Annotated in this window: 29 protein-coding genes and 1 tRNA gene; 14 read left to right on the top strand and 16 right to left on the bottom strand. The window is 62.7% G+C overall.

Features of this window, described 5'->3' with window-relative positions; all coding sequences use genetic code 11:
* Window positions 1-14 precede the first annotated feature (14 nt).
* The 3 genes from coaBC to ubiE all read right to left on the bottom strand — a co-directional run bounded on the left by coaBC (window position 15) and on the right by ubiE (window position 3,980).
* Entirely contained in the window at window positions 15-1,478 is a 1,464-nt protein-coding gene (gene coaBC / locus ACZ89F_RS00940) for a bifunctional phosphopantothenoylcysteine decarboxylase/phosphopantothenate--cysteine ligase CoaBC (RefSeq protein ID WP_476090003.1), read from the bottom strand.
* Between the two features lie 80 nt (window positions 1,479-1,558).
* Window positions 1,559-3,133 (bottom strand): 2-polyprenylphenol 6-hydroxylase, encoded by a 1,575-nt coding sequence (gene ubiB / locus ACZ89F_RS00945; RefSeq protein ID WP_476090004.1) that lies wholly within the window; start codon window positions 3,131-3,133, stop codon window positions 1,559-1,561.
* A gap of 70 nt (window positions 3,134-3,203) precedes the next feature.
* On the bottom strand, window positions 3,204-3,980 hold the full coding sequence (gene ubiE, locus ACZ89F_RS00950; protein WP_476090005.1) for a bifunctional demethylmenaquinone methyltransferase/2-methoxy-6-polyprenyl-1,4-benzoquinol methylase UbiE: 777 nt from the start codon (window positions 3,978-3,980) through the stop codon (window positions 3,204-3,206).
* 134 nt (window positions 3,981-4,114) lie between these two features.
* On the opposite strand from ubiE, the gene ACZ89F_RS00955 reads away from it, so the two are divergent.
* From ACZ89F_RS00955 to ACZ89F_RS00965, 3 genes are all read left to right on the top strand, one after another.
* Window positions 4,115-5,089, top strand: coding sequence for an adenosine deaminase (locus ACZ89F_RS00955; RefSeq protein ID WP_476090006.1), 975 nt, complete (start codon window positions 4,115-4,117; stop codon window positions 5,087-5,089).
* 145 nt (window positions 5,090-5,234) lie between these two features.
* Window positions 5,235-5,864, top strand: coding sequence for a uracil phosphoribosyltransferase (upp, locus tag ACZ89F_RS00960; RefSeq protein ID WP_023671129.1), 630 nt, complete (start codon window positions 5,235-5,237; stop codon window positions 5,862-5,864).
* Window positions 5,865-5,984: 120 nt separating this feature from the next.
* Complete coding sequence (locus ACZ89F_RS00965; protein ID WP_476090007.1) at window positions 5,985-6,548, top strand: TIGR02281 family clan AA aspartic protease; 564 nt, start codon at window positions 5,985-5,987, stop codon at window positions 6,546-6,548.
* Between the two features lie 56 nt (window positions 6,549-6,604).
* Here the strand turns inward: ACZ89F_RS00965 and deoA are convergent, their stop codons facing one another.
* The 6 genes from deoA to ACZ89F_RS00995 form a co-directional block, all read right to left on the bottom strand.
* On the bottom strand, window positions 6,605-7,924 hold the full coding sequence (deoA, locus tag ACZ89F_RS00970) for a thymidine phosphorylase (protein WP_476090008.1): 1,320 nt from the start codon (window positions 7,922-7,924) through the stop codon (window positions 6,605-6,607).
* Window positions 7,924-8,733, bottom strand: a complete 810-nt coding sequence (locus tag ACZ89F_RS00975) for a purine-nucleoside phosphorylase (RefSeq protein WP_476090009.1) — start codon at window positions 8,731-8,733, stop codon at window positions 7,924-7,926. Before ACZ89F_RS00975 ends, deoA begins: the two co-directional genes overlap by 1 nt.
* A 13-nt stretch (window positions 8,734-8,746) precedes the next feature.
* A complete protein-coding gene (gene cdd, locus ACZ89F_RS00980; protein WP_476090010.1) occupies window positions 8,747-9,139 on the bottom strand; it encodes a cytidine deaminase in 393 nt (130 codons plus the stop codon).
* A 62-nt stretch (window positions 9,140-9,201) separates the two neighbouring features.
* Window positions 9,202-10,173 (bottom strand): ABC transporter permease, encoded by a 972-nt coding sequence (locus tag ACZ89F_RS00985; protein WP_476090011.1) that lies wholly within the window; start codon window positions 10,171-10,173, stop codon window positions 9,202-9,204.
* 1 nt (window position 10,174) lies between these two features.
* Window positions 10,175-11,314, bottom strand: coding sequence for an ABC transporter permease (locus ACZ89F_RS00990; RefSeq protein WP_476090012.1), 1,140 nt, complete (start codon window positions 11,312-11,314; stop codon window positions 10,175-10,177).
* A complete protein-coding gene (locus tag ACZ89F_RS00995) occupies window positions 11,311-12,843 on the bottom strand; it encodes an ABC transporter ATP-binding protein (RefSeq protein ID WP_476090013.1) in 1,533 nt (510 codons plus the stop codon). Before ACZ89F_RS00995 ends, ACZ89F_RS00990 begins: the two co-directional genes overlap by 4 nt.
* Window positions 12,844-13,058: 215 nt before the next feature.
* Between ACZ89F_RS00995 and ACZ89F_RS01000 the strand changes: the two genes are divergently transcribed.
* Together ACZ89F_RS01000 and ACZ89F_RS01005 are read left to right on the top strand one after the other, a co-directional pair.
* Window positions 13,059-13,268 (top strand): SlyX family protein, encoded by a 210-nt coding sequence (locus ACZ89F_RS01000; protein ID WP_476090014.1) that lies wholly within the window; start codon window positions 13,059-13,061, stop codon window positions 13,266-13,268.
* A gap of 23 nt (window positions 13,269-13,291) precedes the next feature.
* On the top strand, window positions 13,292-13,708 hold the full coding sequence (locus ACZ89F_RS01005; protein WP_476090015.1) for a hypothetical protein: 417 nt from the start codon (window positions 13,292-13,294) through the stop codon (window positions 13,706-13,708).
* Between the two features lie 124 nt (window positions 13,709-13,832).
* Here the strand turns inward: ACZ89F_RS01005 and ACZ89F_RS01010 are convergent, their stop codons facing one another.
* From ACZ89F_RS01010 to ACZ89F_RS01025, 4 genes are all read right to left on the bottom strand, one after another.
* Window positions 13,833-14,822, bottom strand: a complete 990-nt coding sequence (locus ACZ89F_RS01010) for a BMP family lipoprotein (protein ID WP_476090016.1) — start codon at window positions 14,820-14,822, stop codon at window positions 13,833-13,835.
* Window positions 14,823-15,125: 303 nt separating this feature from the next.
* Window positions 15,126-15,791 (bottom strand): peptide-methionine (S)-S-oxide reductase MsrA, encoded by a 666-nt coding sequence (gene msrA, locus ACZ89F_RS01015; protein ID WP_476090017.1) that lies wholly within the window; start codon window positions 15,789-15,791, stop codon window positions 15,126-15,128.
* Window positions 15,792-15,829: 38 nt separating this feature from the next.
* Window positions 15,830-16,153, bottom strand: a complete 324-nt coding sequence (locus ACZ89F_RS01020; RefSeq protein WP_476090018.1) for a hypothetical protein — start codon at window positions 16,151-16,153, stop codon at window positions 15,830-15,832.
* Window positions 16,154-16,286: 133 nt separating this feature from the next.
* Window positions 16,287-16,991 carry a hypothetical protein gene (locus tag ACZ89F_RS01025; protein ID WP_476090019.1) on the bottom strand — a complete coding sequence of 235 codons (705 nt, stop codon included), beginning with the start codon at window positions 16,989-16,991 and terminating at the stop codon, window positions 16,287-16,289.
* A 363-nt stretch (window positions 16,992-17,354) separates the two neighbouring features.
* Here ACZ89F_RS01025 and ACZ89F_RS01030 point away from each other — a divergent pair.
* Window positions 17,355-17,444: transfer RNA gene (locus tag ACZ89F_RS01030), tRNA-Ser, on the top strand.
* Between the two features lie 235 nt (window positions 17,445-17,679).
* On the top strand, window positions 17,680-17,904 hold the full coding sequence (locus tag ACZ89F_RS01035) for an alkylphosphonate utilization protein (RefSeq protein ID WP_476090020.1): 225 nt from the start codon (window positions 17,680-17,682) through the stop codon (window positions 17,902-17,904).
* A 38-nt stretch (window positions 17,905-17,942) separates the two neighbouring features.
* Here ACZ89F_RS01035 and ACZ89F_RS01040 read toward each other — a convergent pair whose 3' ends face one another.
* Complete coding sequence (locus tag ACZ89F_RS01040) at window positions 17,943-18,149, bottom strand: hypothetical protein (RefSeq protein ID WP_476090021.1); 207 nt, start codon at window positions 18,147-18,149, stop codon at window positions 17,943-17,945.
* Between the two features lie 78 nt (window positions 18,150-18,227).
* On the opposite strand from ACZ89F_RS01040, the gene ACZ89F_RS01045 reads away from it, so the two are divergent.
* Complete coding sequence (locus tag ACZ89F_RS01045) at window positions 18,228-18,524, top strand: hypothetical protein (protein ID WP_476090022.1); 297 nt, start codon at window positions 18,228-18,230, stop codon at window positions 18,522-18,524.
* Window positions 18,525-18,839: 315 nt separating this feature from the next.
* A complete protein-coding gene (locus ACZ89F_RS01050; RefSeq protein WP_476090023.1) occupies window positions 18,840-19,142 on the top strand; it encodes a DUF982 domain-containing protein in 303 nt (100 codons plus the stop codon).
* Between the two features lie 317 nt (window positions 19,143-19,459).
* Here the strand turns inward: ACZ89F_RS01050 and ACZ89F_RS01055 are convergent, their stop codons facing one another.
* Window positions 19,460-19,696 (bottom strand): DUF6894 family protein, encoded by a 237-nt coding sequence (locus tag ACZ89F_RS01055; protein WP_258581554.1) that lies wholly within the window; start codon window positions 19,694-19,696, stop codon window positions 19,460-19,462.
* A 213-nt stretch (window positions 19,697-19,909) separates the two neighbouring features.
* On the opposite strand from ACZ89F_RS01055, the gene ACZ89F_RS01060 reads away from it, so the two are divergent.
* Window positions 19,910-20,629 (top strand): Crp/Fnr family transcriptional regulator, encoded by a 720-nt coding sequence (locus ACZ89F_RS01060; protein ID WP_476090024.1) that lies wholly within the window; start codon window positions 19,910-19,912, stop codon window positions 20,627-20,629.
* 160 nt (window positions 20,630-20,789) lie between these two features.
* Here ACZ89F_RS01060 and ACZ89F_RS01065 read toward each other — a convergent pair whose 3' ends face one another.
* Window positions 20,790-21,287, bottom strand: coding sequence for a YciE/YciF ferroxidase family protein (locus ACZ89F_RS01065; protein WP_476090025.1), 498 nt, complete (start codon window positions 21,285-21,287; stop codon window positions 20,790-20,792).
* Between the two features lie 407 nt (window positions 21,288-21,694).
* On the opposite strand from ACZ89F_RS01065, the gene ACZ89F_RS01070 reads away from it, so the two are divergent.
* The 4 genes from ACZ89F_RS01070 to kdpC all read left to right on the top strand — a co-directional run bounded on the left by ACZ89F_RS01070 (window position 21,695) and on the right by kdpC (window position 26,472).
* Window positions 21,695-21,784 (top strand): K(+)-transporting ATPase subunit F, encoded by a 90-nt coding sequence (locus ACZ89F_RS01070; protein WP_023669708.1) that lies wholly within the window; start codon window positions 21,695-21,697, stop codon window positions 21,782-21,784.
* Window positions 21,785-21,818: 34 nt separating this feature from the next.
* The gene (gene kdpA / locus ACZ89F_RS01075) at window positions 21,819-23,522 is read left to right on the top strand and encodes a potassium-transporting ATPase subunit KdpA (protein ID WP_476090026.1); all 1,704 of its coding nucleotides are present in this window, start codon (window positions 21,819-21,821) and stop codon (window positions 23,520-23,522) included.
* A gap of 219 nt (window positions 23,523-23,741) precedes the next feature.
* Window positions 23,742-25,835 carry a potassium-transporting ATPase subunit KdpB gene (gene kdpB / locus ACZ89F_RS01080; RefSeq protein WP_476090027.1) on the top strand — a complete coding sequence of 698 codons (2,094 nt, stop codon included), beginning with the start codon at window positions 23,742-23,744 and terminating at the stop codon, window positions 25,833-25,835.
* 73 nt (window positions 25,836-25,908) lie between these two features.
* Window positions 25,909-26,472, top strand: a complete 564-nt coding sequence (kdpC, locus tag ACZ89F_RS01085) for a potassium-transporting ATPase subunit KdpC (protein ID WP_476090028.1) — start codon at window positions 25,909-25,911, stop codon at window positions 26,470-26,472.
* Window positions 26,473-26,500 lie beyond the last annotated feature (28 nt).

The following is a 26,500-nucleotide window of genomic DNA, read 5'->3' on the forward strand; positions in this document are numbered from 1 at the left end:
GGGCATCTTTCAGCTCAAACGACGATCGTTTTAAGTCTTTCGGCGATCAGGGCGGCGAGCCGAGCCGCCACTTCGTCCTTGCTCATCTCGGGCCATTCCTCGACGCCGGCCTTGGACACGATCCGCACCCGGTTGCGATCGCCGCCCATCACGCCGGAAGGACCGACGCCGCTTCCCTGCGACACGTCATTGGCAATGATGAGATCGGCGCCTTTCTTCTTGAGCTTGGCCTCGGCGTTGCGCAGGAGATCCTGTGTCTCGGCGGCGAAGCCGATAACCAGGCCGGGTCGCTGGCTATGGTGGCCGACGCCGGCGAGAATGTCGGGATTCTCCACCATATGCAGCACCGGCGGCCCTTCACCCGCGACCTTCTTGATCTTCTCATCGGCCGAGTTCTGCGTGCGCCAGTCGGCAACGGCGGCGACGAACACCGCCGCGTCGGCGGGCAGGAGCTGTTCCACCGCATCGCGCATCTCTTGCGCACGTTCGACATGGATGGTCTTCACGGCTGCCGGATCGGCGATGCCGACAGGGCCGGAGACGAGGTGCACATCGGCGCCGAGCCTGGCCAATGCTGCCGCGATGGCATGGCCCTGCTTGCCGGACGAACGGTTGGCGATGTAGCGCACCGGGTCGATCGGCTCATGCGTCGGGCCGGAGGTGACGATGATCTTGCGCCCCGACAGCGGCCTGGGGCCGACATCGAGCAGCGACTCGATCGCGGCGACGATTTCCAGCGGTTCGGCCATGCGGCCTTCGCCCGCCTCATTGCTTTCGGCCATCTCGCCCTTGGCCGGACCGATAAAAGTGATGCCGTCCCTCTGTAGCGTCGCGCGGTTGCGGCGGGTGGCCGGATGCGCCCACATTCTGGGGTTCATGGCCGGCGCCATCAGCACCGGCTTATCGGTGGCTACAAGCACGGTGGAAGCAAGATCGTTGGCGTGGCCATTGGCAAGTTTGGCCATCAGGTCGGCGGTGGCGGGCGCCACCACCAGCAGGTCGGCTTCGCGCGACAGCCTGATATGGCCGACATCGTGCTCGTCATTGCGGTCGAACAGCTCGGTGAAGACATGGTCGGCGGAGAGCGCGCCAACCGACAGCGTGGTGACGAATTCCTGTGCCGCAGCTGTCATCACCACGCGCACCGCCGCACCGCGCTCGCGCAGCCGGCGGATCAGATCGAGCGCCTTGTAGGCGGCGATGCCGCCGCCGATGATGAGCAGGATGCGCTTGCCGGAGAGGCCGCGCGGCATGATTTTCCCCGCGACAACTGGGGCGACCAGGCCGCGCGCGCTCGCCAGTTCGCGCAAGGTCTGTTCGATCTGATCGATGCGGCCGGCCGAACCAAGCTGGCCTTCGACGGCAGCACGGATCATCACTCGCGCCTGCTCTTCCATCGAGCGGTCGTTCTCCGCAGCGAGCTGGCGCAGCAGATCCTTGACCTCGTCGTCAAGATTGCGAATGGTGATGCTGGCCATATGATTGCACTCTGCTCAACATTTCCGAATGCAATGATAGCAATGCAATCACTTTGGGACAAGCCGTTCCTGGCAGACCGCTAGATGATCTTCCAGGCGATATAGACGAGCGTCAGTGCGATAACCCACAGCGCCAGACGGCCGGAGCGGCTGTAACGCGCCTCGGCCTTGCCGATGGCGCGCGCGGTTGTCTCGTCGAAGCGCAAGCCGTGCTCGGCCATCAGGTCGATCTCGCGCGACAGCCGATCGGTGCGCGCCGCAAGCTCGGGCACCTGGCGGGCCAGCGTCAGCAGCGCCTTGGCGCCATCGCGCGCATCGATCATCATGCCACGTGGGCCAAGGTTGCCGGCGATCCAGCCGCCGACCACCGGTTCGGCCGTCTTCCACATATTGAAGGCCGGATCGAGCGTGCGCGCCACGCCTTCGACCACCACCATGGTCTTCTGCAGCAAGATCAGTTCCGGCCGCGTCGCCATGTCGAAGAGTTCGGTCACTTCGAACAGCAGCGTCAAAAGCTTGGCCATCGAAATGGTCTCGGCCGGCTGGCCGTGGATCGGCTCGCCGATCGCCCGGATCGCCTGCGCGAAGGCCGCGACATTGTGCTGGCGCGGCACGTAGCCGGCCTCGAAATGCACCTCGGCGACGCGCAGATAGTCGCGCGTGATGAAGCCGTAGAGGATCTCGGCGAGGAAGCGGCGCTCCTTCTTGCCGAGCCTGCCGGCAATGCCGAGATCGACGGCGACGATGGTGCCGTTTGCTTCGACGAATAAATTGCCCGGATGCATGTCGGCGTGGAAGAAGCCGTCGCGCAGCGTGTGACGCAGGAACGACTGAATGAGGTTGGCGGCGATCGCCTTCAGATCGTGGCCGGCAGCGTCGAGACCAGCAATGTCGTTCATCTTGACGCCGTCGACCCACTCCATGGTCAACACGTCGCGGCCGGTGCGCTCCCAATCGACGGATGGCACGCGAAAGCCGGGGTCGTCCTTGGTGTTCTCACCAAGCTCAGAGAGCGCTGCCGCCTCGAGCCTCAGATCCATTTCGATCTTGGTCGTCTGTGCCAGCGTCTCGGTGACCTCGACCGGCCGCAGCCGGCGTGACGACGGGATGTACTTCTCCTGCAGGCGGGCGGCGAGGAAATAGCTTTCGAGGTCCTGGAAGAAGCGGCGGCGCACGCCGGGCCGGATCACCTTCACCGCCACCTTGGTGGCAACGCCGTCATGCATGGTATCGGCGGCATGGACCTGGGCGATGGAGGCGGCTGCGACGGGATCGCCGAATTGCGCGTAGAGATCGCCGACCTTGCGCCCCAGCGAGGCTTCGATAGCCGCGACGGCTTCAGCCCTGGGGAAGGTGTGCATCTTGTCCTGCAACATGGCGAGATCGAGCGCCATGTCGTTGCCGACGACGTCGGGCCGTGTCGCCAGGAACTGGCCGAGCTTGACGTAGGAGGGACCGAGCCGGACGACCGCCTTGGCCAGCCGGTCGCTGCGCTCATAGGCCAGCGCCCGGCGGCGGGTGAACAGCCGCGCCAGCCGCCAGCCGAATTTCGGCAGGCCCGACAACTCCTCGCCCGGCAAGGCGGCGACGACGCCCTCGCGAACCAGCACCCAGCCGGCCCTTACGAGCCGAAATCCAGCGCTGACCGTGCTCATGGCCGCGCCCGTCCTGCCGGCTCGTTGAACCGGCACAGACCACATCGCGTGCGAGAAATGCGAGCCAGCCTCAAAGCTTCCAGCCCGAATGAAGCGCGGCAATACCGCCGGAATAATTGCGGAAGGAAACGCGATCGAAGCCGGCGCGGGAAATCATCGTCGCGAAATTCTGCTGGTTGGGGAACCTGGCGATCGATTCGACCAGATAGGAATAGGGCTCGCCGTCGCCGGTGACCATCTTGCCGATCTTCGGAATGGCGTTGAACGACCAGGCCTCGTAGGCCTTGTCGAGCAGCGGCATCTCGACCTCGGAAAATTCGAGGCACAGAAAGCGCCCACCTGGCTTCAGAACGCGGAACGCTTCTGCGAGCGCGACATCAATGCGCGGCACGTTGCGGATGCCGAAAGCGATGGTGTAGGCATCGAATGTGGCATCAGCGAAGGGCAGTTCCTCGGCATTGGCCTCGACGAAATCGGTGTTGCCGGACAGGCCTTTCTTTTCGGCCCGGTCGCGGCCGACGGCCAGCATCGAGCCATTGATGTCGAGCACGGTGGCATGGGCATTGCCGTGGCTGGCATCGACGATGCGGAAGGCGATGTCGCCGGTGCCGCCGGCAACATCGAGCACCTTCCAACCCGCCCGTTTCGGTGGATTGAGCCACGTCACCATGGCATCCTTCCACAGCCGGTGCAGGCCGGCCGACATCAGATCGTTCATCAGGTCGTAGCGGTTCGCGACCTTGTGGAAAACATCGTTGACCAGGGACTGCTTGTCGCCAGCCCCTACACGCTTGAAACCATAAGAGGTTTCCATGCCGCCCGCGGCCGTGGCTCTCTCAACTGACATTTTTTTGATCCGTCATAAAACCGGCGGGACCATAGCCGATCGATGGTGCGGGCGCTATTGTTTAAGGCGCGGTGTTCAGCCGCGCTTCCAGGTGGCGGGTTTTCAAGACCTGGACAGATCGACGGGATGACTGAATGCCTTTGAAAGCGGAACTGCACTGCCACATTGAAGGGGCAGCGGCGCCCGAACTCGTTATCCGCCAGGCGCAGAAATACGGCAAGGACACCTCGCCCTATATCCAGAACGGTTCCTTCGTCTGGCACGATTTCACTTCGTTCCTTGCCGCTTACGATTTTTCGGCCGATCTGTTTCGCACCGAGGAGGATTATGCGCGGCTGGCCGACCATTATCTGACCAGCCTCGCCCGCGACGGGGCGATATATTCCGAGGTCTTCACCTCACCAGACCATGCCAGGAAGGCCGGGCTGTCGCCGAAAGCCTATACCGACGCGCTCGGCGAAGGCATGGCCCGCGCCAAGGCCAAGACCGGCATCGAGGGCCGCATGATCGTAACCGGTGTGCGCCATGTCGGCGTCGAGTCGATCGAGCAGGCGGCGCGTTTCGCGGCGCGCTGCGGGCATCCGCTGGTCACCGGTTTCGGCGTCGCCGGGGATGAGCGGATCGGCGAGATGGAGGACTATGTCAGGGCTTTCGAGATTGCCCGCGAGGCCGGGCTGGGCATCACCATCCATGCCGGCGAACTGACGGGCTGGGAGACCGTCCAGGCGGCACTCGATCACATTCGTCCGTCCCGCATCGGCCATGGCGTGCGTGCCATCGAGAATCCGGACCTTGTCCGGCGCATTGCCGACGAGGGCGTCGTGCTGGAGTGCTGCCCCGGCTCCAACATCGCGCTCAAGGTGTTCGACAGTTTTGCCGACCATCCGTTTCCGGCCTTGCAGGCGGCCGGTTGCAAGGTGACCCTCAATTCCGACGACCCGCCCTATTTCTGGACCTCGCTGAAGCGCGAATACGACATTGCCGGCGAGCATTTCTCGATGAACGAAAAGGCGCTGACCGCCGTCACCAGAACGGCCATCGAGGCCGCTTTCGTCGACAAAAAGACCAAGACCGCGCTTCTTGCCCGGTTGAACGGCGCGGCACGCTGATTTCTGCCGACAAAGCTGTGGTCGGTGCGGGCCAAGCGGTTCCTTGGCCGGCGCATTGTCGCTAGGGTTCGCTCAAGCAGCTTGAAGCGCGGCGCGTCCGAAAGGATCATGCGCGCGCTTTCGGCGCAGGCATCAGGAGAACACCATGCAGGGCGTCACCGTCGTCGATCATCCGCTTGTCCAGCACAAGCTGACCATCATGCGCAAGAAGGAAACCTCGACGGCGGGCTTCCGCCGGCTGCTGCGCGAAATATCGCTGTTGCTTGGCTACGAGGTCACCCGCAACCTCGAACTGACGACGACGACGATCGAAACGCCGATGGAAACCATGGAGGCGCCGACGCTGGAGGGCAAGAAGCTGGTCTTCGCCTCGGTGCTGCGCGCCGGCAACGGCTTGCTGGAAGGCCTGCTCGACCTGGTGCCGGCGGCCCGCGTCGCTCATGTCGGTCTCTACCGCGATCACGAAACGCTGGAAGCGGTCGAGTATTTCTTCAAGGCGCCGAGCGACCTCGCCGATCGGCTGGTGATCGTCGTAGATCCGATGCTGGCGACCGCCAATTCGGCGATCGCGGCGATCGACAAGCTGAAAGAGCGCGGCGCCACCAACATCCGTTTCCTTTGCCTGCTGGCCGCGCCCGAAGGCATAGAGCGGTTCACCAAGGCGCATCCGGACGTTCCCGTCTTCACCGCTTCGATCGACCGCCAGCTCAACGAGAAGGGCTACATCATGCCCGGCCTCGGCGACGCCGGCGACCGCATGTACGGGACCAAGTAGTACCAGGCAAAGTTGCCTGGTACGATTTACCAAATATTTACGCAAAGGCGGGGTTTTAGCGTCCGTTAAAGCGGCAAACACCATCCGGGCTTAAGGATCGGCTTTCACGAAGGCCGATCCATGTTGCGCAAACTTCTCATCCTCGGCGTCTTCGCCGGTACGTCGGCATCGATACCGATCATGTACCAGTCGAACCCGCAATTCGTGGAAAACTTGCTGAAATCGGCGACGCCACGCGAACCCGTGATCGAAGCGCAGCCGAACGTCAATCTGGCATCAGTGCCCGATAAGCCGGCGGCGTCGCTGCCGATGGGCCGCAAGGTCGTCGTTGCGGCAGACGAGCGCGGACATTTCTCATCGGCCTTCAAGCTCAATGGACGTCAGGTCGACGGCATGATCGACACCGGCGCCACGCTGGTCGCCATCAACACCTCGACGGCGCGCAGGATCGGGCTGTCACTCAACGCTTCCGATTTCAGCCACGAGGTCAGTACCGCCAACGGCACCATCAAGGCGGCCGTGGCAATGATCGACCGCCTGCAGATCGGCAACATCACGGTCAATAACGTCCAGACCATTGTGCTCGACGACAGGGCGCTGCGTACCAATCTGATCGGCATGAGCTTCCTCAACCGGCTCGACAAATACCAGGTCGAGAACGGCACGCTGCTGCTCGTCCAATAACGGTTTTTGTGCATGTCGTTTTCCCAAAACCGCTGCGCACTTTTGGGCGACATGCATTAACCGCGCGGCAGAATCCGCCGGATGACTGATTTGTCGGCGGGCGGCTTCGAAGGGCCGACCGTATAGGCCGAAAGCACTGCGGCGGCAGCGACCTCGGCATCGGCCAATGAGCGGGCATGGACCAGCGCCAGCGGCTCGCCGCTCCTCACCTCCGCACCGACCGGCAACAGCCTGGTGATGCCGACCGTGGGGTCGACCTTGTCGTCCGGCCGCGTGCGTCCGCCTCCCAGGCCAACCACGGCGAGCCCGATGTCGCGGGTCGCGATGCCGGTGACGAAGCCGTTCGCGGTTGCCTTGACGGCAAACTCGGTCGCCGCCGCGGCCAGGTATTTTTCCGGCTTCTCGATGAAATCGGCGGGGCCGCCGAGCGCGGCGACCATGCGCGCGAAGGTGGCGGCCGCGCGGCCGCTGGCGAGCGTCTCGGTAGCGCGCCGCATGCCGTCCTGATTGGACGAAACCAGTCCCGCCGACTGTAGCATCTCGGCGGCCAGCGCCAGCGTCACATCCTCGAGCCGACGGTCACGAAACCGACCGGTGAGGAAATCGACGGCGTTGCGCACCTCGACGGCGTTGCCGGCGGCCGACGCCAGCGGCTCGTTCATGCCAGTGATCAACGCCGAGGCCTTCAGCCCGGCGCCATTGGCGATTTCGACCAGGCTGTTGGCGAGTGCGGTCGCGTCGCGCGATTTTTCCATGAAGGCGCCGTTGCCGACCTTGACGTCGAGCACCAGCGATTGCAGCCCGGCCGCCAGCTTCTTCGACAGGATCGAAGCGGTGATCAGCGGCACCGATTCGACCGTGCCGGTGACGTCGCGGATCGCATAGAGCCGTCGATCGGCCGGCGCGAGGTCGGCGGTCTGGCCGATGATGGCGCAGCCGGTTTCAAGCACCGCCTTGCGAAACAGTGCGATGTCGGGCTGGCTGGTGTAGCCGGGAATCGCATCCATCTTGTCCAGCGTGCCGCCGGTGTGGCCAAGGCCACGGCCCGATATCATTGGCACATAAGCGCCGCATGCGGCGACGATCGGCGCCAGCATGAGCGAGACATTGTCGCCGACGCCGCCGGTCGAATGCTTGTCGGTGACCGGGCCGGGCAGGTCCGACCAGTCGAGCACATCACCGGAATCGCGCATCGCCAGCGTCAGCGCCACCGCCTCGTCGCGGTTCATGCCGTTGAAGAACACCGCCATGGCGAAGGCGCCGACCTGGCCATCGGTAACGGCCCCTGACGTCACGCCCTCGACGAAACCGGCGATCTCCTGCTCCGACAGCCTCAGGCCATCGCGCTTGCGGCGGATGATTTCCTGCGGAAGCATCAGCTCTCCAGCAGTCCGTCGCGGAACACGTGCTGCAGGATCTTTGCCAGCCGCGCGCCGCCTACCGGCGCCATGTCCTTGGTCTCCTGGTGCGAAAGCTCGGCCCCGGTCATACCGGCCGCCAGATTGGTGATGACCGAACAGGCGGCGACGCGCAGTCCGAGGAAACGGGCGACAATGACCTCCGGTACGGTCGACATGCCGACCGCGTTGGCGCCCATGATGCGCGCCATGCGGATTTCAGCGGGTGTTTCGAAGCATGGGCCCGAGAACCACATATAGACGCCCTTGTGCAGCGTGGTGCCGGTCGCTTTCGCCGCCCGTTCGATGGCCTTCCGGATGCCGGCATCATAGGCCTCGGTGAGACCAACGAAGCGGCGGTCGCTGGGCTCGCCGATCAGCGGATTGGTGCCCGAGAAATTGATGTGGTCCGATATCAGCATCACCGAGCCCGGCGGCATGTCAGGATCGACCGAGCCGGCTGCGTTGGTGAGGATCAGTCTCGTGATGCCGATGCCGGCAAGCACCTCCAGCACCGGTCGCATCGCAGCCGCGTTGCCGTGCTCGTAGTAGTGGGCGCGGCCGGACAGCATCAGCACCGGCACACCGGCAAACAGCCCCGCGACCACTTCGCCGGCATGGCCGGTGACGCCGCTTCTGGGAAAGCCCGGCAGGTCGGCATAGGGGATGCGGATCGGATGCTCGATCTGGTCGACCAGCCCGCCCAGGCCCGAACCCAGCACCAGCGCTGTCAACGGCGCCAGGCCGTCCAGTCTTTCGATGAGATGGTCGAGAGCTTTTTCCGTCATTTCAGCCCGTTGTTCATTTCAGGATGTCGCCGCGGAAGCCGTAGGGCAGCATCTCGCCCATGGTCACGGTCTCGGCCACGCCGGCATTGTCGCAGAGATAGAGCTTTGTTTCCGGCCGGCAGAATTCAGCCAGCCGCTGCCGGCAGCCCCCGCAAGGCGAGCATTTCGCCATGCGCTCGGCAAGGACGGCGACTTCCACGATCTTGCCGCCACCCCCCATGATGTAGTGGCCGAGCGCCGTGGTCTCGGCGCACCAGCCCTCCGGGTAGGATGCGACCTCGATGTTGGCGCCTGTAAAGACACGTCCGTCCTCGGTGCGCAAGGCAGCGCCCACCGGAAATTTCGAATAGGGCGCATAAGCCTTGGCCATGGCAGCCTTGGCGGCCTCGAACAGATCATGCGACATTCAGGTGTTCTCTCCGATGATCGTGTCCAAAACCCGGCACCAGGCCGCCCCGCTGCTGCGGCTCAGCGTTCCTTGACGTACGGCACGCCGCCGGCGCGTGGCGGAATGGCTTTGCCGATGAAACCGGCGAGCAGGATGACGGTGAGGATGTAGGGCAGCGCCTGCATGAACTGCACCGGCACCTTGCCGATGATGGGCAGTGGCGAGCCTTGCAGGCGGATCGACAGCGCGTCGAGGAAGCCGAACAACAGGCAGGCGAACATGGCGTTGACCGGCTTCCACTTGGCGAAGATCAGCGCAGCCAGCGCGATGTAGCCCTTGCCGGCGGTCATGTCCTTCACGAAGCCGCCATTTTGCACCATCGACAGATAGGCGCCGGCAATGCCGGTGAGGATGCCCGTGCAGATCAGCGCCCGGTAGCGCAGCCAGGCGACGGAGATGCCGGCGGTGTCGACGGCGGCCGGGTTCTCGCCGACGGCGCGCAGGCGCAGGCCGAAGCGGGTGCGAAACAGCACCCACCAGGTGAACGGCACCATCGCGAAGGCGAGGTAGACCAGGATCGAGTGACCCGACAGAAGCTCGGCATAGATCGGCCCGACGATCGGCACGTCACGGATGACGTCGGCACCCGGCAGAGTGATGGCCTCGAAGCGCTCGCCCGGTTGCAGCGCCGGCGTGCGTCCACCCTGCTGGAACCAGGCCTGGCCGAGAATGATGGTCGAACCGGCGGCGATGAAATTGATCGCCACGCCGGATACGATCTGGTTGCCGCGATGGGTGATCGAGGCAAAGCCGTGGATCATGGCAAAGGCGACCGAGATCAGGATTGCCATGCCGAGGCCGAGAAAGGCCGAATGGAACACGGAAGCGGCCGCAGCACCGGCGAAGGCGCCGACCAGCATCTTGCCTTCGAGGCCGATGTCGAAGATGCCGGCGCGCTCCGAGTAGAGGCCGGCGAGGCAGGCAAGCAGCAGCGGCACCGAGAGGCGGATGGTGGAGTCCAGTGTCTGAACGATTGCGTTGAACACGTCCATCTCAGGCACCCTTTCCCTTGACCGCTTCCATACCGACCGATCGCGGGCTGAACGAGGCGAACAGGGCCTGGATGTAGGGCCGGAACATGTGCTCCAGCGCCCCGGCAAACAGGATCACCAGACCCTGGATGATAACGATCATGTCGCGGCTGATCGCCGGCATCTCGAAGGCGAGTTCGGCGCCACCCTGGTAGAGCATGCCGAACAGGATCGCCGCCAGGACGATGCCGACCGGGTGCAGGCGGCCCATCAACGCCACGGCGATGCCGACGAAGCCGGCGCCGGAAACGAAGTCGATGGCGACATTGTGCTGGTCGCCCATCACCGGGTTGAGCGCCATCATGCCGGCCAGTGCGCCCGAGATCATCATGGCGGTGATGATGATGCGGGTTTCTGAAATGCCGGCATAGCGCGCCGCTTTCGGGCTGTGGCCGTAGGTGCGCATCTCATAGCCGAGCTTGGTGCGCCAGATCAGCAGCCAGACTAGGAAGGCCATGGCCAGCGCCAGCAGGAAGGAAATGTTGAGCGGTGCCGAACGGATCTTGGCGCCGAACAGTTCGATGATCCAGTTGAGCTTCGGCAATTCGGCACCGGCGAGGAAGTTGCGCGTCTGCGGCGCTTGCGATGCCGCCGGCTTCAACGGGCCCACCAGCAGGTAAACCATGATCGAGGCGGCGATGAAGTTGAACATGATGGTGGTGATGACGATGTGAGAGCCGCGCTTGGCCTGCAGATAGGCGGGGATCAGCGCCCACAACGCGCCCACGAGCGCGGCAGCAACGATGGCCAGCGGAAAGGTCAGCCACCACGGCAGTGTGCTGTCGAAGCTCAGGCAGACGACGGCGATGCCGAGACCGGCAATGTAGGCCTGCCCCTCGGTGCCGATGTTGAACAGCCCGCAATGCGCCGCCACGGCCACCGAAAGCCCGGTGAATATGAACGTGGTGGCATAGAACAGGGTGAAGGCAATGCCTGTGCCCTTGCCGAAGGCGCCTTCGACCAGGATGATTGCGGCGCGGAACGGGTTTTCGCCGACCAGAAGCACCACGAAGCCGGCGACGACGAAGGCAACGAACAGATTGATCAGCGGGATCAGGCCATAGTCGGCCCAGGCCGGCAGTTTGGCGTAAGGCGTGCTCACTCTGCGGCCTCCCGATGCTCGACGCCGGCCATCAGCAGGCCGAGCTCGCCTTCGGTCGCTTCCGGGCCGCGTTCGCCGACGATGCGGCCGGCAAACATCACCAGGATACGGTCGGACAGCGAACGGATCTCGTCCAGCTCGACCGAGACCACCAGCACCGCCTTGCCCTGGTCGCGCATGGCGATCAGGCGCTTGTGGATGAATTCGATGGCGCCGACATCGACGCCGCGCGTCGGCTGGCCGACGATGAGAACACCGGGATCCTGTTCCATCTCGCGCGCGAGCACGATCTTCTGCTGGTTGCCGCCGGAGAAATTGGCGGTCTTGAGCCGGCAGTCGGCCGGCCGGATATCGTATTTGGCGATCTTGTCCTTGGCATCGTTGCGGATGGCATCGATGTTGAGGAACGGTCCCTTCAAATAGCGGGGGTCGTCATGATAGCCGAGGATGGAATTCTCGTTCTCCTCGAAGGCCAGCACCAGCCCGACATGATGGCGGTCCTCCGGCACATGCGCCAGGCCGCGGTCGCGCAACTCGCCCGGATCGGCGGCACCGGTCAGGTCGATCGGCTTGCCGTCGAGCATGACCGAGCCGGAGACGGCGCGCCTGATGCCGGAAATCGCCTCGAGCAGTTCGGATTGGCCGTTGCCGGCGACGCCGGCGATGCCGACGATCTCGCCGGCGCGGATGTCGAAGGAGATGTCGTCGACCATGGTGACGCCGCGCGTGTCCTTCACCGTCAGGTTCTTGACCGCGAGCTTGACGCCGCCGGCTTCCGCCTCGCCCTTCTCGACCCTCAAGAGCACGCGCCGTCCGACCATCAGCTCGGCCAGTTCCTCGACCGTGGTCTTGGCTGTCTCGCGCGTCGCCACCATCGTGCCCTGGCGCATGACCGACACCGTGTCGGTGATGGCCATGATCTCGCGCAGTTTGTGGGTGATCAGCACCACCGTCTTGCCCTGGTCCTTCAACTGCCTGAGGATGCGGAACAGATGGTCGGCCTCGGCCGGCGTCAAAACACCCGTCGGCTCGTCAAGGATCAGGATCTCGGCGCCGCGATAGAGCGCCTTGAGGATCTCGACACGCTGCTGCAGGCCGACCGGCAGTTCCTCGATGATCGCATCGGGATCGACTTCCAGCCCGTATTCGCGCTCCAGCCGCTCCAGCTCGGAGCGCGCCTTGGCAATGCTCTTCTTCAGCAGCGCATCGCTTTCGGCGCCGAGGATGACGTTTTCCAGCACCGAGAAATTGTCGACCAGCATGAAATGCTGATGCACCATGCCGATGCCGAGCGCGATCGCGTCATTGGGCGTCTTGATCGAGGCCGGCTGCCCGCCAACGCGGATCTCGCCGCTGTCGGCCTGGTAGAAGCCATAGAGGATCGACATCAGCGTCGACTTGCCCGCGCCGTTCTCGCCGACGATGCCGTGGATGGTGCCGCGCGCGATCTCCAGATTGATGTCGCGGTTGGCGCGCACGGCGCCAAAACTCTTGTTGATGCCGATCAGCTCAATTGCGGCTTGCGCCATGCAGCCTGTCCCACTCTTATTTTTTTATCGCTTGGTCAAAACGCCTAGCATGACGCTCCGTCCATGCCAATTGGCCGGAGCAGGGTTCACTCTCGACAAATCCCGGTGCGCTTGTCAATTTCCAACGTGGCCGGGGCCTTCACATTCGCTACTATGGCGAAGCCGAAATTCGCATCACGGCGCCTGACATTACGGTGCAAGACCGGGGATATTACATGATCATGCCCGCCGACCGGCTGACGACGCTGGAAATCCGCGCCACCGAACAGGAGAAGACCATCGAGGAACTGTCCGGCCAGATCGCCGAGCAGTGGAAGGTGATCGAACGCATGCAGCGCAAGCTCGACGCCCTGACGGACCGCTTCCTGGCGCTGGAGGAGCAGGCAGGAGATGACGTGCCTGTAACCAAGCCGCCGCACTGGTGAGGAAAAAGGGGAGGGTGCACGCCATGGCCAGTGAAAGCGATCGCATCGCGCGGGCCGGCGACTATGTGCTCGGCCTGATGAACGACAAGGACCGCGAACGGGCCGAGCGCGATCTGGAGATCGACCCGGCCTTCCGCGACGCCGTCGTGCGGCTTGCCGAACGCATGCATGTCTTCGACCGTGCCGAACCGGCGGATGGCGAAAAGCGCTGGCGGCTGATCTCGCAACGCATCGCCGAACTGCCGCAGATGCGTGTGATTGGCCAGGACGGGGCGAAACCAACGCCGGTGATCCGCAAGCTGGAGCGCCACACTTACGGCGTCGGCGTGCATTCGCTAGGCGGCCAGCGCGGCACCGTCATCGCCATCTTGCTGATTGTAGTCTTCGCGCTCGGCTATCTCGTGGGGCTTTGGTCGACGGGCGGTGCGCTCCTGCCCTGAGATTGAGAGCAATCGCATAGGGCGCTGTCCTATGCGACTGGCCTGCCCTGACCTCCGGCCTCCAAAGGCAAAACCGCCGGGCTGCGCCCGGCGGTTTGCAGATCTTGGCTTATGCCCGTGCCGCTCAGTACGGGCAGGCGTTGTCAGTCGTATAGTCGTGCACTTCGAGCTTGCCGGCGATGATGTCGGCCTTGGCCTTTTCGACCGCCGCCTTCATCTCGTCCGTCACCAGCGCCTTGTTGTTGTCGTCCATGGCGTAGTCGACGCCGCCTTCCTTGAGGCCGAGGTTCTCGACGCCACCCTTGAAGGTGCCGTTCTTGCCGTCCATGAAGGCGGTGTAGACGGCAACGTCGACGCGCTTCATCATCGAGGTCAGCACCTTGCCGGGCTGCAGACCGTTCTGGTTGGAATCGACGCCGATGCCAAGCTTGCCAGCATCAGCCGCTGCCTGCAGGACGCCGACGCCAGTGCCGCCGGCGGCCGCGTAGACCACGTCGGAGCCCTGGTCGATCTGCGTCTTGGCGATCTCGCCGCCCTTGGCCGGGTCGTTCCACGCCGCCGGCGTGTCACCGGTCATGTTCTGGATGACGTCGGTCGCACCGGCCGACTTGGCGCCGCCGACATAGCCGCATTCGAACTTGCGGATCAGCGGGATGTCCATGCCGCCGACGAAGCTGACCTTCTTGGACTTCGATGCCATCGCCGCCAGGATGCCGACGAGATAGGAGCCTTCGTTCTCCTTGAATACCAGCGAGCGAACATTGGGCAGGTCGACGGCGTCGTCGATGATGGCGAAGTTGAGATCGGGATATTCGGCCGCGACCTTCTTCAGCGCATCCTCCCAGGCGAAGCCGGCCATGACGATCGGGTTGTGGCCGTCCTCGGCGAAGCGGCGCAGCGCCTGCTCGCGCTGCGAGGCATTGGAGACCTCGAACTCGACATAAGCGACGCCGGTCTCGGTCTTGAACTTCTCGGCGCCGTGATAGGCAGCCTCGTTGAAGGATTTGTCGAACTTGCCGCCGAGATCATAGAGGATGGCCGGCTGGACATCCGCGGCGAAAGCCGGAAGAACCATTGCGGTTGCGGCCAGGAGGCCGAGAACGATACGTTTCATGTGATCCACACCCTGTCGGTTATTTTTCCGTTACGCACCGGATACCCGCCCGGTTCTCCGGCAGGCATACGACGTCAGCCAGGAGTGTACTCCCCTCCCGCTCGGGTCAATCTGGCATGGCCCGAAACAAAATTCACGCGGAATTTTGACCTTTTGGAAAAGCATGGCGCCGGCAAGCCGCGCCGCTGCTTGATCCTTGCGCTTAAAGCGCGTCGCGTCGAAATGGAATCATGCGCCACGCTTTAGATCCTTGTTTCCATGTCTCAAAACCGGGGCCACTTTTGAGCGATATGCATTAGGGCTTCAGGCGGAGGCGGCAGCCGGGATGGCGCAAGCGACGCCGGTGCCCTTGAGGTTGCAAGTGCCGTAAGGGTTCTTCGCCAGATATTGCTGGTGATCGCCTTCGGCAAAGTAGAATTCGGGCGCTGGCGCGATCTCGGTGGTGATCCTGCCATGGCCGCTACCGCGCAAGGCGGTTTCGTAGGTATCGCGCGAGGATCTCGCTGCCCGCAATTGCGCGTCACAGGTCGTGTAAATCGCGGAGCGGTAGATGGTGCCGACATCATTGCCCTGGCGCATGCCTTGCGTCGGGTCGTGGCTTTCCCAGAACAGCTTCAGAAGCGCGGCATAGGAGACGATCTTGGGATCGTGGACGACCAACACCACTTCGGCATGGCCGGTAAGGCCGGTGCAGGTCTCCTGATAGGTCGGATTGGGCGTGATGCCGCCGGCGTAGCCGGCCGCCGTGACCCAGACACCTTCGATCTGCCAGAACAGCCGCTCCGCACCCCAGAAGCGGCCCAGCCCGAACATCGCCGTCTCCAGCCCCTCGGGATAGGGACCCTTGAGCGGTCTTTTCAAGACCTTGTGCCTGGGTGCGGTCGGGATCGCCCGGGCGCGCCCCGGCAGCGCCTCGGACGGCTTCGGCAAATTGAGCTTCTTGTTCAGCATGTCGCTGAGAAAGAACATGCGCGGCTTTCCTCTCTGGGTGGAACGCAAGAAGCGGGTCAACTGGCCGCGAACTGTCCCGTGCGCCGTTGCCGCCTGTAGCCGATCGCATAGAGCAGGAAGGCCAGCACCGCGAACACGGCGAAGCCGGGCTGGTTCAGCACCCAGGCGATGGCGCCGTCCCAAAGCAGCGGACCGGCCTTGGCCCGAACGAAAGTCTCAAAAGCGGCTCGCGTGTCGGGCGAGACGGCCAGCCAGCTGGTGTTGAGCGGGGTCAGCACCAGCACTGAGGCCGCCACGGTGCGCGTTGTATCGAGCACCGCCATGATGACGGAAATCGACAGCGCGATCATTGCGGCAAGGCGGAAGACGAAGCGAAACATTAGAGACCTTCCTCCGGCCTTTCCTCAAGCTCCTCCCGAGGGCCTTCCGGTTTCAAAGCGAGAGATAGAATGCGCATGTCTGGTGCGCAATCGCCATACGCGAATTTGAAGCCCACGCTTCCTCCGGTCGACCCTATGCCGCAGGCTTGCGTTTGCGCCGATGGACACGCCAGACGGCGAAAATGCCGCCACCGATGGCGCCGATCACCAACCCGGCCAAGCCGATGAACACGGCGAAATAGCCGCAAGCGCCTTCGAAGCAGCTCATGTCGGTGCCATTCGCAATCACCGAGCCGGCGAAGAAGCCACCCAAGGCCCCGATGATCGCCCCAAGGATGATGCCGAGCAGGGCCGCGACGATCGAAACGAAGACCGGCGGGGCTTCGGTTCCCGGCTTGGCATAGACGGCCTCGGCTTCGGACCCGCGGCGCAGAAGATAAATGCAGAGAACCCCGATGGCGATTTCCGCAACGGTGATGGTAAGCGCCTTGCCTGAAAAGACGAAATCGGAAATCGTCAGCACGTAGGCCTGCCGCGCCAGCAGCCAGATGATGGTGGCGATCTGCCAGATGGTGAACTGACGCGGGAAGCGCACCGAGCGGCCGAAGGCGAGGCCGAGCAGATAGAGCCCCCATAGAATGGTGATGATGTCGACGGCGAGCCCGCCATAGATGAGATAGAAAACTCCGTCCGGCAGGCTGTAGTCCCACACCAGGCGCCAAGTGGATATCAGGCCGTAGACCGACCATGCCATGACGAAGACGATCCAGCCCGGCGGCACGAAGGACAGCCCGCTGTCCGGCCGCCCGGCCGGCGTCTGTCCATCGCTCGATGACATCTCCGGTCGATCCCCCCCCGCAAAAGCCTTGTCACTCGACAAGCGGCTCTGGGGGAAGTCAAGGGCGGCTGGCCCTGCGGTCCTGCCTGTGCACACAATTGCGGTCGCGGTGCTGCAAAAACGGCGGCGCCGGCGGCCTTACGAAACGCTGTGTGGCCGGCAAAGCGAATAGACTGCCGTTATGGCTTGGCATTCGCCGTCGGATCGACTAGATGAGCCCCGCGCCTGTTGCTTTGATGGCTCAGGTGCGGGGGAAGGCGTCTGCTGGTTGGGCGGCGCCGATGGCGGAAGTTCCGCCTTGCCCGAGGGAGATGCATCTCCCCAACCCGCGCGGCGAAACCGGCCGGCGCGACATGCAAAGACGGAGAGGTGGCCGAGTGGTTGAAGGCGCACGCCTGGAAAGTGTGTTTACGGGAGACCGTAACGCGGGTTCGAATCCCGCTCTCTCCGCCAGTCAATCCTGAAATCCCTTTATTTCCAAGGCATTTGGCAGTTTCAGGTTGGAAGGATGCTCAAGCCTTGCCCACCACGTGGGCCTGTGCAATAGCCCTTCGAGCGCCTTGAAGGCGCAATCGCGGTGAAGCCCGTCGATTGATCATTGGGCAATCCTATGAAAAGGCCGCTCACGAGCCGGGTTTGGAATTGTTGCGTGATCTGGTAGCGGTGATCCAAATCACAAGGAGACGGCATGCCAAACGATGTAATCGTGCGCGACAGCAATGGCGCTCAATTGAATGACGGCGATTCCGTCACGCTGATCAAAGACCTCAAAGTCAAAGGCACTTCGGAGACGATCAAGCGCGGCACGTTGGTGAAGACCATCCGCCTCAACGGCAATCCCGGTGAGATCGAATGCAACACCAGGCAAGTGAAGGGTCTGGTGCTCAAAACCGAGTTCGTGAAGAAGGCGTGACCCTCAAGGCGGCAATCAAGATGCAGCTTCGGTAACTGTCAATTCCACCGCCACGTCCTTGCCAAAGAGTAGCACAGGGGCGGGTGCTTGTTGGCAATCGCCTCTGTCTGCCGCCTTTCCGTCCAGCCCACTGGCAAGGCACCCTTCAGCAGCACATCGTCTGGCACTATCCTGTCTGGATCAGGTTCTTTCGGGTCGAGCGCGCCGGCGTACACTTCTCGGCCTGCCTGCGCGACCAGGCTCATGAAAGCTTTATCCGCATTTTAACTAATCTAGATCACCCTAGCAAATGGTGCGGTATCGACTCGCGGGGGCGGGGTGGAATGACTGACCTGGATGACGAAGATGACGTCCCAAGACCCAGCCCATCCAAACGCTGGCGAACAATAGCTCTGAAGACAGTACAGTTTGTCCCATCTGTTATTTCGATAGGGTGTGCCGTCACGGTTGGCTATTTTGTCTATATGGCCGCCAACCAAAAACCGCCCGCCGATATAGCGGCACTGGCAGTGTCGATCCTCAAGTCCAGCGATGCGTCCCCGGAAATGCGGGAATGGGCCGCGGACGCCATAGGAATACAGAACGATATTGGAATGCCGGCCAGATCCATTCAGCAATGAAACCGTGGCATGCGCAGCTCGCCAAGCGCATTGCCCGCCCAACGTCGGCGCTAGACCGGGCATCTGACGCAAGGCCCTCTGCGGGGTGCGGTCGTCTACCGATCAGCGGAACTTACTGCGGCACGCAAGTGGAAGGCGTGCAGTCGGCGGTGACGGAGCCTTCGAAGCAACCGCTTCGACGGCAGCCGGGCACATCCAAAAGAACGTCCAGACCCAGCTTGGAACCTCCTGCCTCGTTGCGCGTTTCTCGGCGTCCCGTTCGCGGACCCGCCCGGATATTTCTCCAAGCGCGCGATAAAATCAGGAGCCCGCTTCATGCACGACAAGCTGTTTCATTCACCGGTCGCATTGACCGTCGGCCTCGGCTTCAAGCGCGAGATTGCCTCGCTGGCCGAAATGCACGATTTTCTGACCGACTGGACGACCTCCCGACGCGACCCGCTTTACCGCAATGCAGTCAAGGCATGTGACCTCGCCATTCCGGGCTATGTGACAACAGAGCAGGCACGCCGGGCGCTGCTCGAATTTGCGCAAGCCACCGGTATCCTGTGGCCGGACCTCGATCCGGTCGAGGGCGTGCACGCCGTTGCGCGCGGTTATGGCGGTTACGCCGCCTGAGGATTGATGCCACCTTCCATCCTGGTGGCCAAAGCTATACCAGCCACCACAGAAAGCCCGGCTTGGCCCTCCCCAGCCGGGCTTCACTTTTTCAGCAACCCGGGAAACCGCTATCTTGCAGCTGAGGCTGACGACGTTGCGCGTTCCGTGGCAATCAACTTGTCGAACCTGTGCGTCGCCCGTGTCGGCTTGGGCCTTGCTGATGTCGGCTCATCAACGCTGTGCGGCAAGGCCCTCAGCAGCGGTGAGGGGCCGGTGACGATTACAAGTGACGGTCGGTTGAATTTTTGACTCGGGTGCTCGCGAAGGAGAGATTGTCAGTCACACCATCCCGAAGAGACGACCAGCGATGCCTCGAAGATTCGGCGCCCGCTCTCGTCCCTTACCTTGACCGTAATGGCCGTCCGGTCGTTCTCGATCATCTCGTCGCGAACGATGTCAGGCAAGATGCGGATCGCTTCCCGCCGCAGGCGTTCGCGCGTTTCGAAGACCTGGCCGTCATCGTCGACCGTCAGACCGTCGCCATTGTAAAGGTCGAGATAGTATCGAGGCATGGTGGGCTGAACCTCAAATGTGGGCGAGCGATTCAACTTTCAATTCGCGGGCCAAGCCGTTGTTCCATCGAGAGTGGTATTTGTCGGCGAATAAGTGCACGCTAACAAATGTTAATGCCCGTCATCGCCCGAAGGCCTAGGGCATCCGAAGCGGCCTTGCTTCCGACAGAACACTAGGCGATCGGCTCTCAAGCCCTTTCGCTGGAGATTGCGGTGCTGGAATCCCTCTATCTCAATCTCGGCCAGCACGACGCCATTTCCAATGCCGAAAAGGCGCTGCTGGCAGGCGCCATGACGTTCGAGCGGCATTTTGCCATCGGCCAGGACATCGTTGCTTCGGGATCGCGGCCGACCTACTCGACGCTGATCCTCGATGGCCTAGCGGCACGCTACAAGGTGCTGGAGAATGGCGGCCGGCAGTTCACCTCGTTGCAGGTGCCTGGCGACTTCGTGGATCTCCACGCCTTCCTGCTGAAGACCATGGATCACGGCATCGTCGCGCTGTCGCCTTGTCATGTCATGTTCGCTGATCACGGCCGGCTTCGTGCCATCACCGAGCAGGCGCCGCACCTGACCCGGCTTCTGTGGCTGGATACGCTGGTCGACGGCGCCATCCACCGTGAGTGGATCGTCGCTATGGGGCGCCGCTCGAAGACCTCGCATCTGGCCCATCTCGTCTGTGAGTTGTTCGTGCGTTTGCAGGTGGTGCAACGCACCAATGGCATGAGCTTCCATCTGCCGCTCTCGCAAGCAGAGATGGCAGATGTGCTCGGCCTGTCGGTCGTGCACATGAATCGTGTCATCGGCGCCTTACGCAAGGTCGGCGTGGTCAGCTGGGCAAACCACACAGTGACCATTTTGGACTGGCACCGGCTGCAGGAGATCGCCGAGTTCGATCCGACCTACCTCAGCATGATGCGGGAACCGCGCTAAGGGTATGTCGATATTCAGGTGACGCCGGCTTGCAAACGATGGCTTCTCCGCTTCCGATGCTGATGGACCTAATGTCCGCTCCGCTCCGGTTGGAAGCCCGCGTTTTCGGCTCGGCCTGACATGAACCTCGACACACCTCAGCTCGATCACATATCTTCGGCTACGCTGCTTCAGCCGCGACATTCACGGCCGACTCCGCAAGCTGCGTCAGCGCTTCGTCTGTGGCCTTTTCCTCCTTCAGCGTCGCTTCGAGCAGTGTCACGGCGTCGTTCAGGCCGAGTTCGCCAGCCCAGGTCCTGAGCGTGCCATAGCGTGAGATCTCATAGTGTTCGACCGCTTGCGCGGCAGCCAGCAGGCCGGCGTCGAGCGCGGGAGAGCCCTTGTACTCCTCCATGATCTCGGCGCCTTCCTCGGTGATGCCCATGATGGCCGCACAGGTCTTGCCGGCCGGCTTCTTGCCGATCACGCCAAAGACCTTCTCCAGCCTCGCGACATGTCCTTCGGTCTCGGTGCGGTGCTTTTCGAAGGCGGCTTTCAGGTCGGCACTTTGCGCGGCCTTGGCCATTTTCGGCAACGTCGCCAATATCTTCTTTTCGGCGAAATAGATGTCTTTCAGCGTGTCGTGAAACAGGTCGTCGAGCATTTTCTGCTTTGCCATTGTCGTGTCCTTTGGTTGGTGGGCCCTCAGGTCGACAATTTCGCATGGAGGGATTTGTTCCGTCCGGTCCGGCAATGCGTGCTCAACAGGGCCTGACCCGGGATGGCGACCCGCCAACCCGAAATCTTTATAAAATTCCTATTTCTTTCCACTGCGCCCCGTCTCGAACCTTTATGGCGATCGGGTCCATATTCCACCTTGGGAAAACACAACCGGCACCGCCGCCTAAATGCGACGGGCCGTTTCAGGGTATTGTGAGCCTTTCCATCAAGGGCGCAAAGTACAAAAGCAGACACAAGGAACAAACACGATGGATATCGTCGTTCTCGGGATTGGAATTTTGTTTTTCGCCCTTTCCTTCGCCTACATCAAAGCCTGTGACATTCTTTAACGCGAGGACCGTAAAAATGCTCGTCGACTATATTCTCGGTGGCGGCGTGACGCTGTTCCTGCTCGTCTACCTGACATACGCCCTCGTTCGCCCAGAACGCTTCTGACCGCAACTGGCGCAAGGCACGGAAAGCTACAACCATGACTCTCAACGGATGGCTACAGATCCTCGTCTACTGCGGGATCGTCGTTTTGCTGGTGAAGCCGCTCGGCGGCTACATGTATCGCGTCTTCAACGGCGACCGGACATTTCTTTCGCCGGTTCTAGGCCCGATTGAACACGGGCTCTATCGCATCGCGGGAACCAGCGAACGCGAGGAACAACACTGGACCGCCTATGCGGCAGGCATCATGTTCTTCAGCATTGCCAGCTTCCTGGTGCTTTATGTCCTGCAGCGGCTGCAAGGCGTCTTGCCTTACAATCCGGCTGGCATGACCGCAGTCGAACAGAATCTTGCCTTCAACACCGCGGCCAGCTTCGTGACCAACACCAACTGGCAGAACTATGGCGGCGAAAGCACCATGTCCTACCTCGTGCAGATGGCCGGCCTCACCGTACAGAACTTCATGTCGGCGGCCGTTGGTATCGCCATCGCGGTCGCGCTGATCCGTGGCTTTGCCCGCGCGTCGGCCAAGTCCATCGGCAATTTCTGGGTCGATATGACCCGGTGTACGCTCTATGTGCTGCTGCCGCTCTGCATCATCCTGACCCTTGTCTACGTCTGGCTCGGCATGCCGCAGACGCTCGGTCCATATGTCAACGCCACGACACTGGAAGGTGCCCAACAGACGATAGCGGTCGGCCCCGTCGCCTCGCAGATCGCCATCAAGATGCTCGGCACCAATGGCGGTGGGTTCTTCAACGCCAATGCCGCGCATCCTTTCGAAAATCCCGATGCGATCTCCAACCTGATCCAGATGGTGACGATCTTTGCGCTAGGCGCGGCGCTGACCAATGTCTTCGGCCGTATGGTCGGCAACCAGCGCCAGGGTTGGGCGATCCTGGCCACGATGGGCGTCCTGTTCATCGCCGGTGTCGCCGTCTGCTACTGGGCGGAAGCCGCAGGCAATCCGCTGGTGCACGCGCTCGGCATCGACGGGGGCAATATGGAAGGCAAGGAGAGCCGCTTCGGCGTCGCCATGTCGGCACTGTTCGCGGTCATCACCACCGCCGCATCCTGCGGCGCCGTCAACGCCATGCACGATAGTTTCACGGCAATCGGCGGCTTGATCCCGATGGTCAACATGCAGCTCGGCGAAGTCATCGTCGGCGGCGTCGGCGCCGGTTTCTACGGCATCCTGATGTTCATCGTGGTCGCGGTCTTCGTTGCCGGCCTGATGGTTGGCCGCACGCCGGAATATCTTGGCAAGAAGATCGAGGCCAAGGAGGTCAAGATGGCCATGCTGGCAATCCTGTGCCTGCCACTGGCGATGCTGACGTTCACGGCCATTGCGGTGGTTCTGCCAAGCGCTGTGGCATCGATCGCCAATAGCGGGCCGCATGGCTTCTCCGAGGTACTCTACGCTTACACCTCGGCGGCGGCGAACAACGGCTCGGCCTTTGGCGGCCTCACCGGCAACACGCCCTGGTACAACATAACGCTCGGCATCACCATGCTGATGGGTCGCTTCCTGGTCATCATCCCGGCGCTGGCCATTGCCGGCTCGCTGGTGGCCAAGAAGACGGTCCCGGCTTCCGCCGGCACCTTCCCGACCGATGGCCCGTTGTTCGTCGGTCTGCTGGTCGGCGTCATCCTCATCGTCGTCGGCCTGACCTTCTTCCCGGCATTGGCGATCGGACCGATCGTCGAACATCTGGCGATGATCCATGGGCAGACCTTCTGATACCGCCATGTGCTGGTTCAACACCATGCGTCGCAAGATCAGCCACAGGGGCGATCACGGAAAGGAGGAGAGACCTCCTCCTTTCCCGACCATGTCGACGTTTCTCGGCATTGCGGCAGTCATGCTCGCACTCTGGTTCCTGGCCTACGGGCCGCCACACTTCCTTTCGGCATCCGATCGCTCGGTGCCATCCAACAACACCGAAGCCGGAGCTTCAAAATGAGCCATTCAAAATCAGCGAGCATCATGGATGCTAGCATCTTGTGGCCCGCCATCGGCGGGGCCTTCAGGAAATTGAACCCGCGCACGTTGATCAGGAATCCAGTGATGTTCGTCGTCGCCGTCGTCTCTGCGCTGACGACTGTCCTGTTCGTCAGGGATCTGATCACCGGCGGCGGCGATTTCAAATTCACGCTGCAGATCATCATCTGGCTGTGGTTCACCGTGCTGTTCGCCAACTTCGCCGAAGCCGTCGCTGAAGGGCGCGGCAAGGCGCAGGCCGACTCGCTGCGCAAGGCACGCACCGAGACCCAGGCCAAGCTTCTGACTGGTGAAGACCGCACCAAATACAAACTCGTGCCCGGCACCAGCCTCAAGGTCGGCGACGCCGTGCTGGTCGAAGCCGGCGACATCATTCCGTCCGACGGCGAAGTGATCGAAGGTGTTGCCTCGGTCAACGAAGCGGCTATCACAGGCGAATCCGCGCCGGTCATCCGCGAATCCGGCGGCGACCGTTCGGCGGTCACCGGCGGCACCCAGGTGCTGTCCGACTGGATCCGCGTGCGCATCACCGCGGCTTCCGGCCACACCTTCCTCGACCGCATGATTTCGCTGGTCGAAGGCGCGGAGCGCCAGAAGACGCCGAACGAGATCGCGCTCAACATCCTGCTGGTCGGCATGACGCTGATCTTCGTGCTGGCCACCGCAACGATCCCGAGCTTTGCCTCCTATTCGGGTGGCTATATCTCGGTGACCGTGCTGGTCGCCCTGTTCGTGACCCTGATCCCGACGACGATCGGTGCGCTGCTGTCGGCCATTGGCATCGCCGGCATGGACCGCCTGGTGCGCTTCAACGTGCTGGCGATGTCCGGCCGTGCCGTCGAGGCGGCCGGCGACGTCGATACGCTGCTGCTCGACAAGACCGGCACGATCACGCTCGGCAATCGCCAGGCGACGCAGTTTCGCCCGGTCAAGGGTGTCACCGAGCAGGAACTGGCCGACGCCGCCCAGCTTGCCTCGCTGGCCGACGAAACGCCGGAAGGCCGCTCGATCGTCGTGCTGGCCAAGGAGAAATACGCCATCCGCGCTCGCGATATGGCAACGCTGCACGCTACTTTCGTGCCCTTCACCGCGCAAACCCGGATGAGCGGCGTCGATATCGATGATTCATCGGTGCGCAAGGGCGCAGTCGATTCGGTGCTCGCCCATGTCAACCAGTCAACAACCGCCTCTCATGGCACGCGGCCAAGCAGTGAAGCCGTCCGCGACCTCCAGGCCATCGCCGACGAGATCGCCAAGTCTGGCGGCACGCCGCTGGCGGTCGAACGCGACGGGCGCCTGCTCGGCGTCATCCACCTCAAGGATATCGTCAAGGGCGGTATCAGCGAACGCTTCACCGAACTGCGCCGCATGGGCATCCGCACGGTGATGATCACCGGCGATAACCCGATGACGGCGGCAGCCATTGCCGCGGAAGCCGGCGTTGACGACTTCCTCGCCCAGGCGACGCCCGAGGACAAGCTGAAGCTGATCCGCGACGAGCAGGCCAAGGGCAAGCTGGTCGCCATGTGCGGCGACGGCACCAACGATGCGCCGGCTCTTGCCCAGGCCGATGTCGGTGTCGCCATGAACACCGGCACGGTCGCCGCACGCGAGGCCGGCAACATGATCGACCTCGACAGCGATCCGACCAAGCTGATCGAGATCGTCGAAATCGGCAAGGCGCTGCTGATGACGCGCGGCTCGCTGACCACCTTCTCCATCGCCAACGACGTGGCCAAGTATTTCGCCATCATTCCGGCGATGTTCGCCGTCTTCTACGTCGCGCCAGGACAGACGACCGGCCCGTTGCAGGCGCTCAACATCATGCATCTGGCGACGCCGCAGAGCGCCATCCTGTCAGCCATCATCTTCAACGCGCTGATCATCATCGCGCTGATCCCGCTGTCGCTGAAAGGTGTCAAATATCGCGCCATCGGCGCTGGCGCGCTGCTGCGCCGCAACCTGCTCGTCTACGGCCTCGGCGGCATCATCGTCCCCTTCGTCGGCATCAAGGCGATCGACATGGTCGTCACCGCGCTTGGCCTCGCTTAACTCTTTGTTTTAACGCAACTCCGGACGGAAAATCGCTTCACACTTTCCTGGAATTGCTCTGAGGAATATGTCCATGCTCACCCAGATAAGACCCGCGATCATCATGATCGTCTTCTTTACGGTGCTGACCGGCCTGATCTATCCGATCGGCATGACCGGCATCGCCCAGGCCCTGTTCCCGCGTCAGGCCAATGGCAGCCTGATCGAGAAGGACGGCAAGGTCATCGGCTCCGAACTGATCGGCCAGGGCTTTGCCAGCGACCGTTATTTCCATGGTCGCCCCTCGGCCGCCGGCGACGGTTACAACGCCGCCGCCTCGAGCGGCAGCAACCTCGGCCCGACCAATCCCAAGCTGATCGACCGCATCAGGGGCGACGCCGAGAAGCTGAAAGCGGAAAACCCGAACCGGCCTGTTCCGATGGACCTGGTGACGACGTCCGGCAGCGGCCTCGATCCCGATATCAGTCCCGAAGCGGCCTACTTCCAGGTCGCCCGGGTGGCCAAGGCCAGGGGTATCGACGAAGCCAAGATCAAGGCGCTTGTCGACAGCCAGGTCGAGGGCAGGGAGCTCGGCTTCATGGGCGAACCGGTGGTCAATGTGCTCGGCCTCAACCTTGCGCTGGACGCCGCGAAATAGTGAATGGCGGCGGCCGGGGATCGACAGT

The organism is Mesorhizobium sp. USDA 3734, assembly GCF_056279665.1.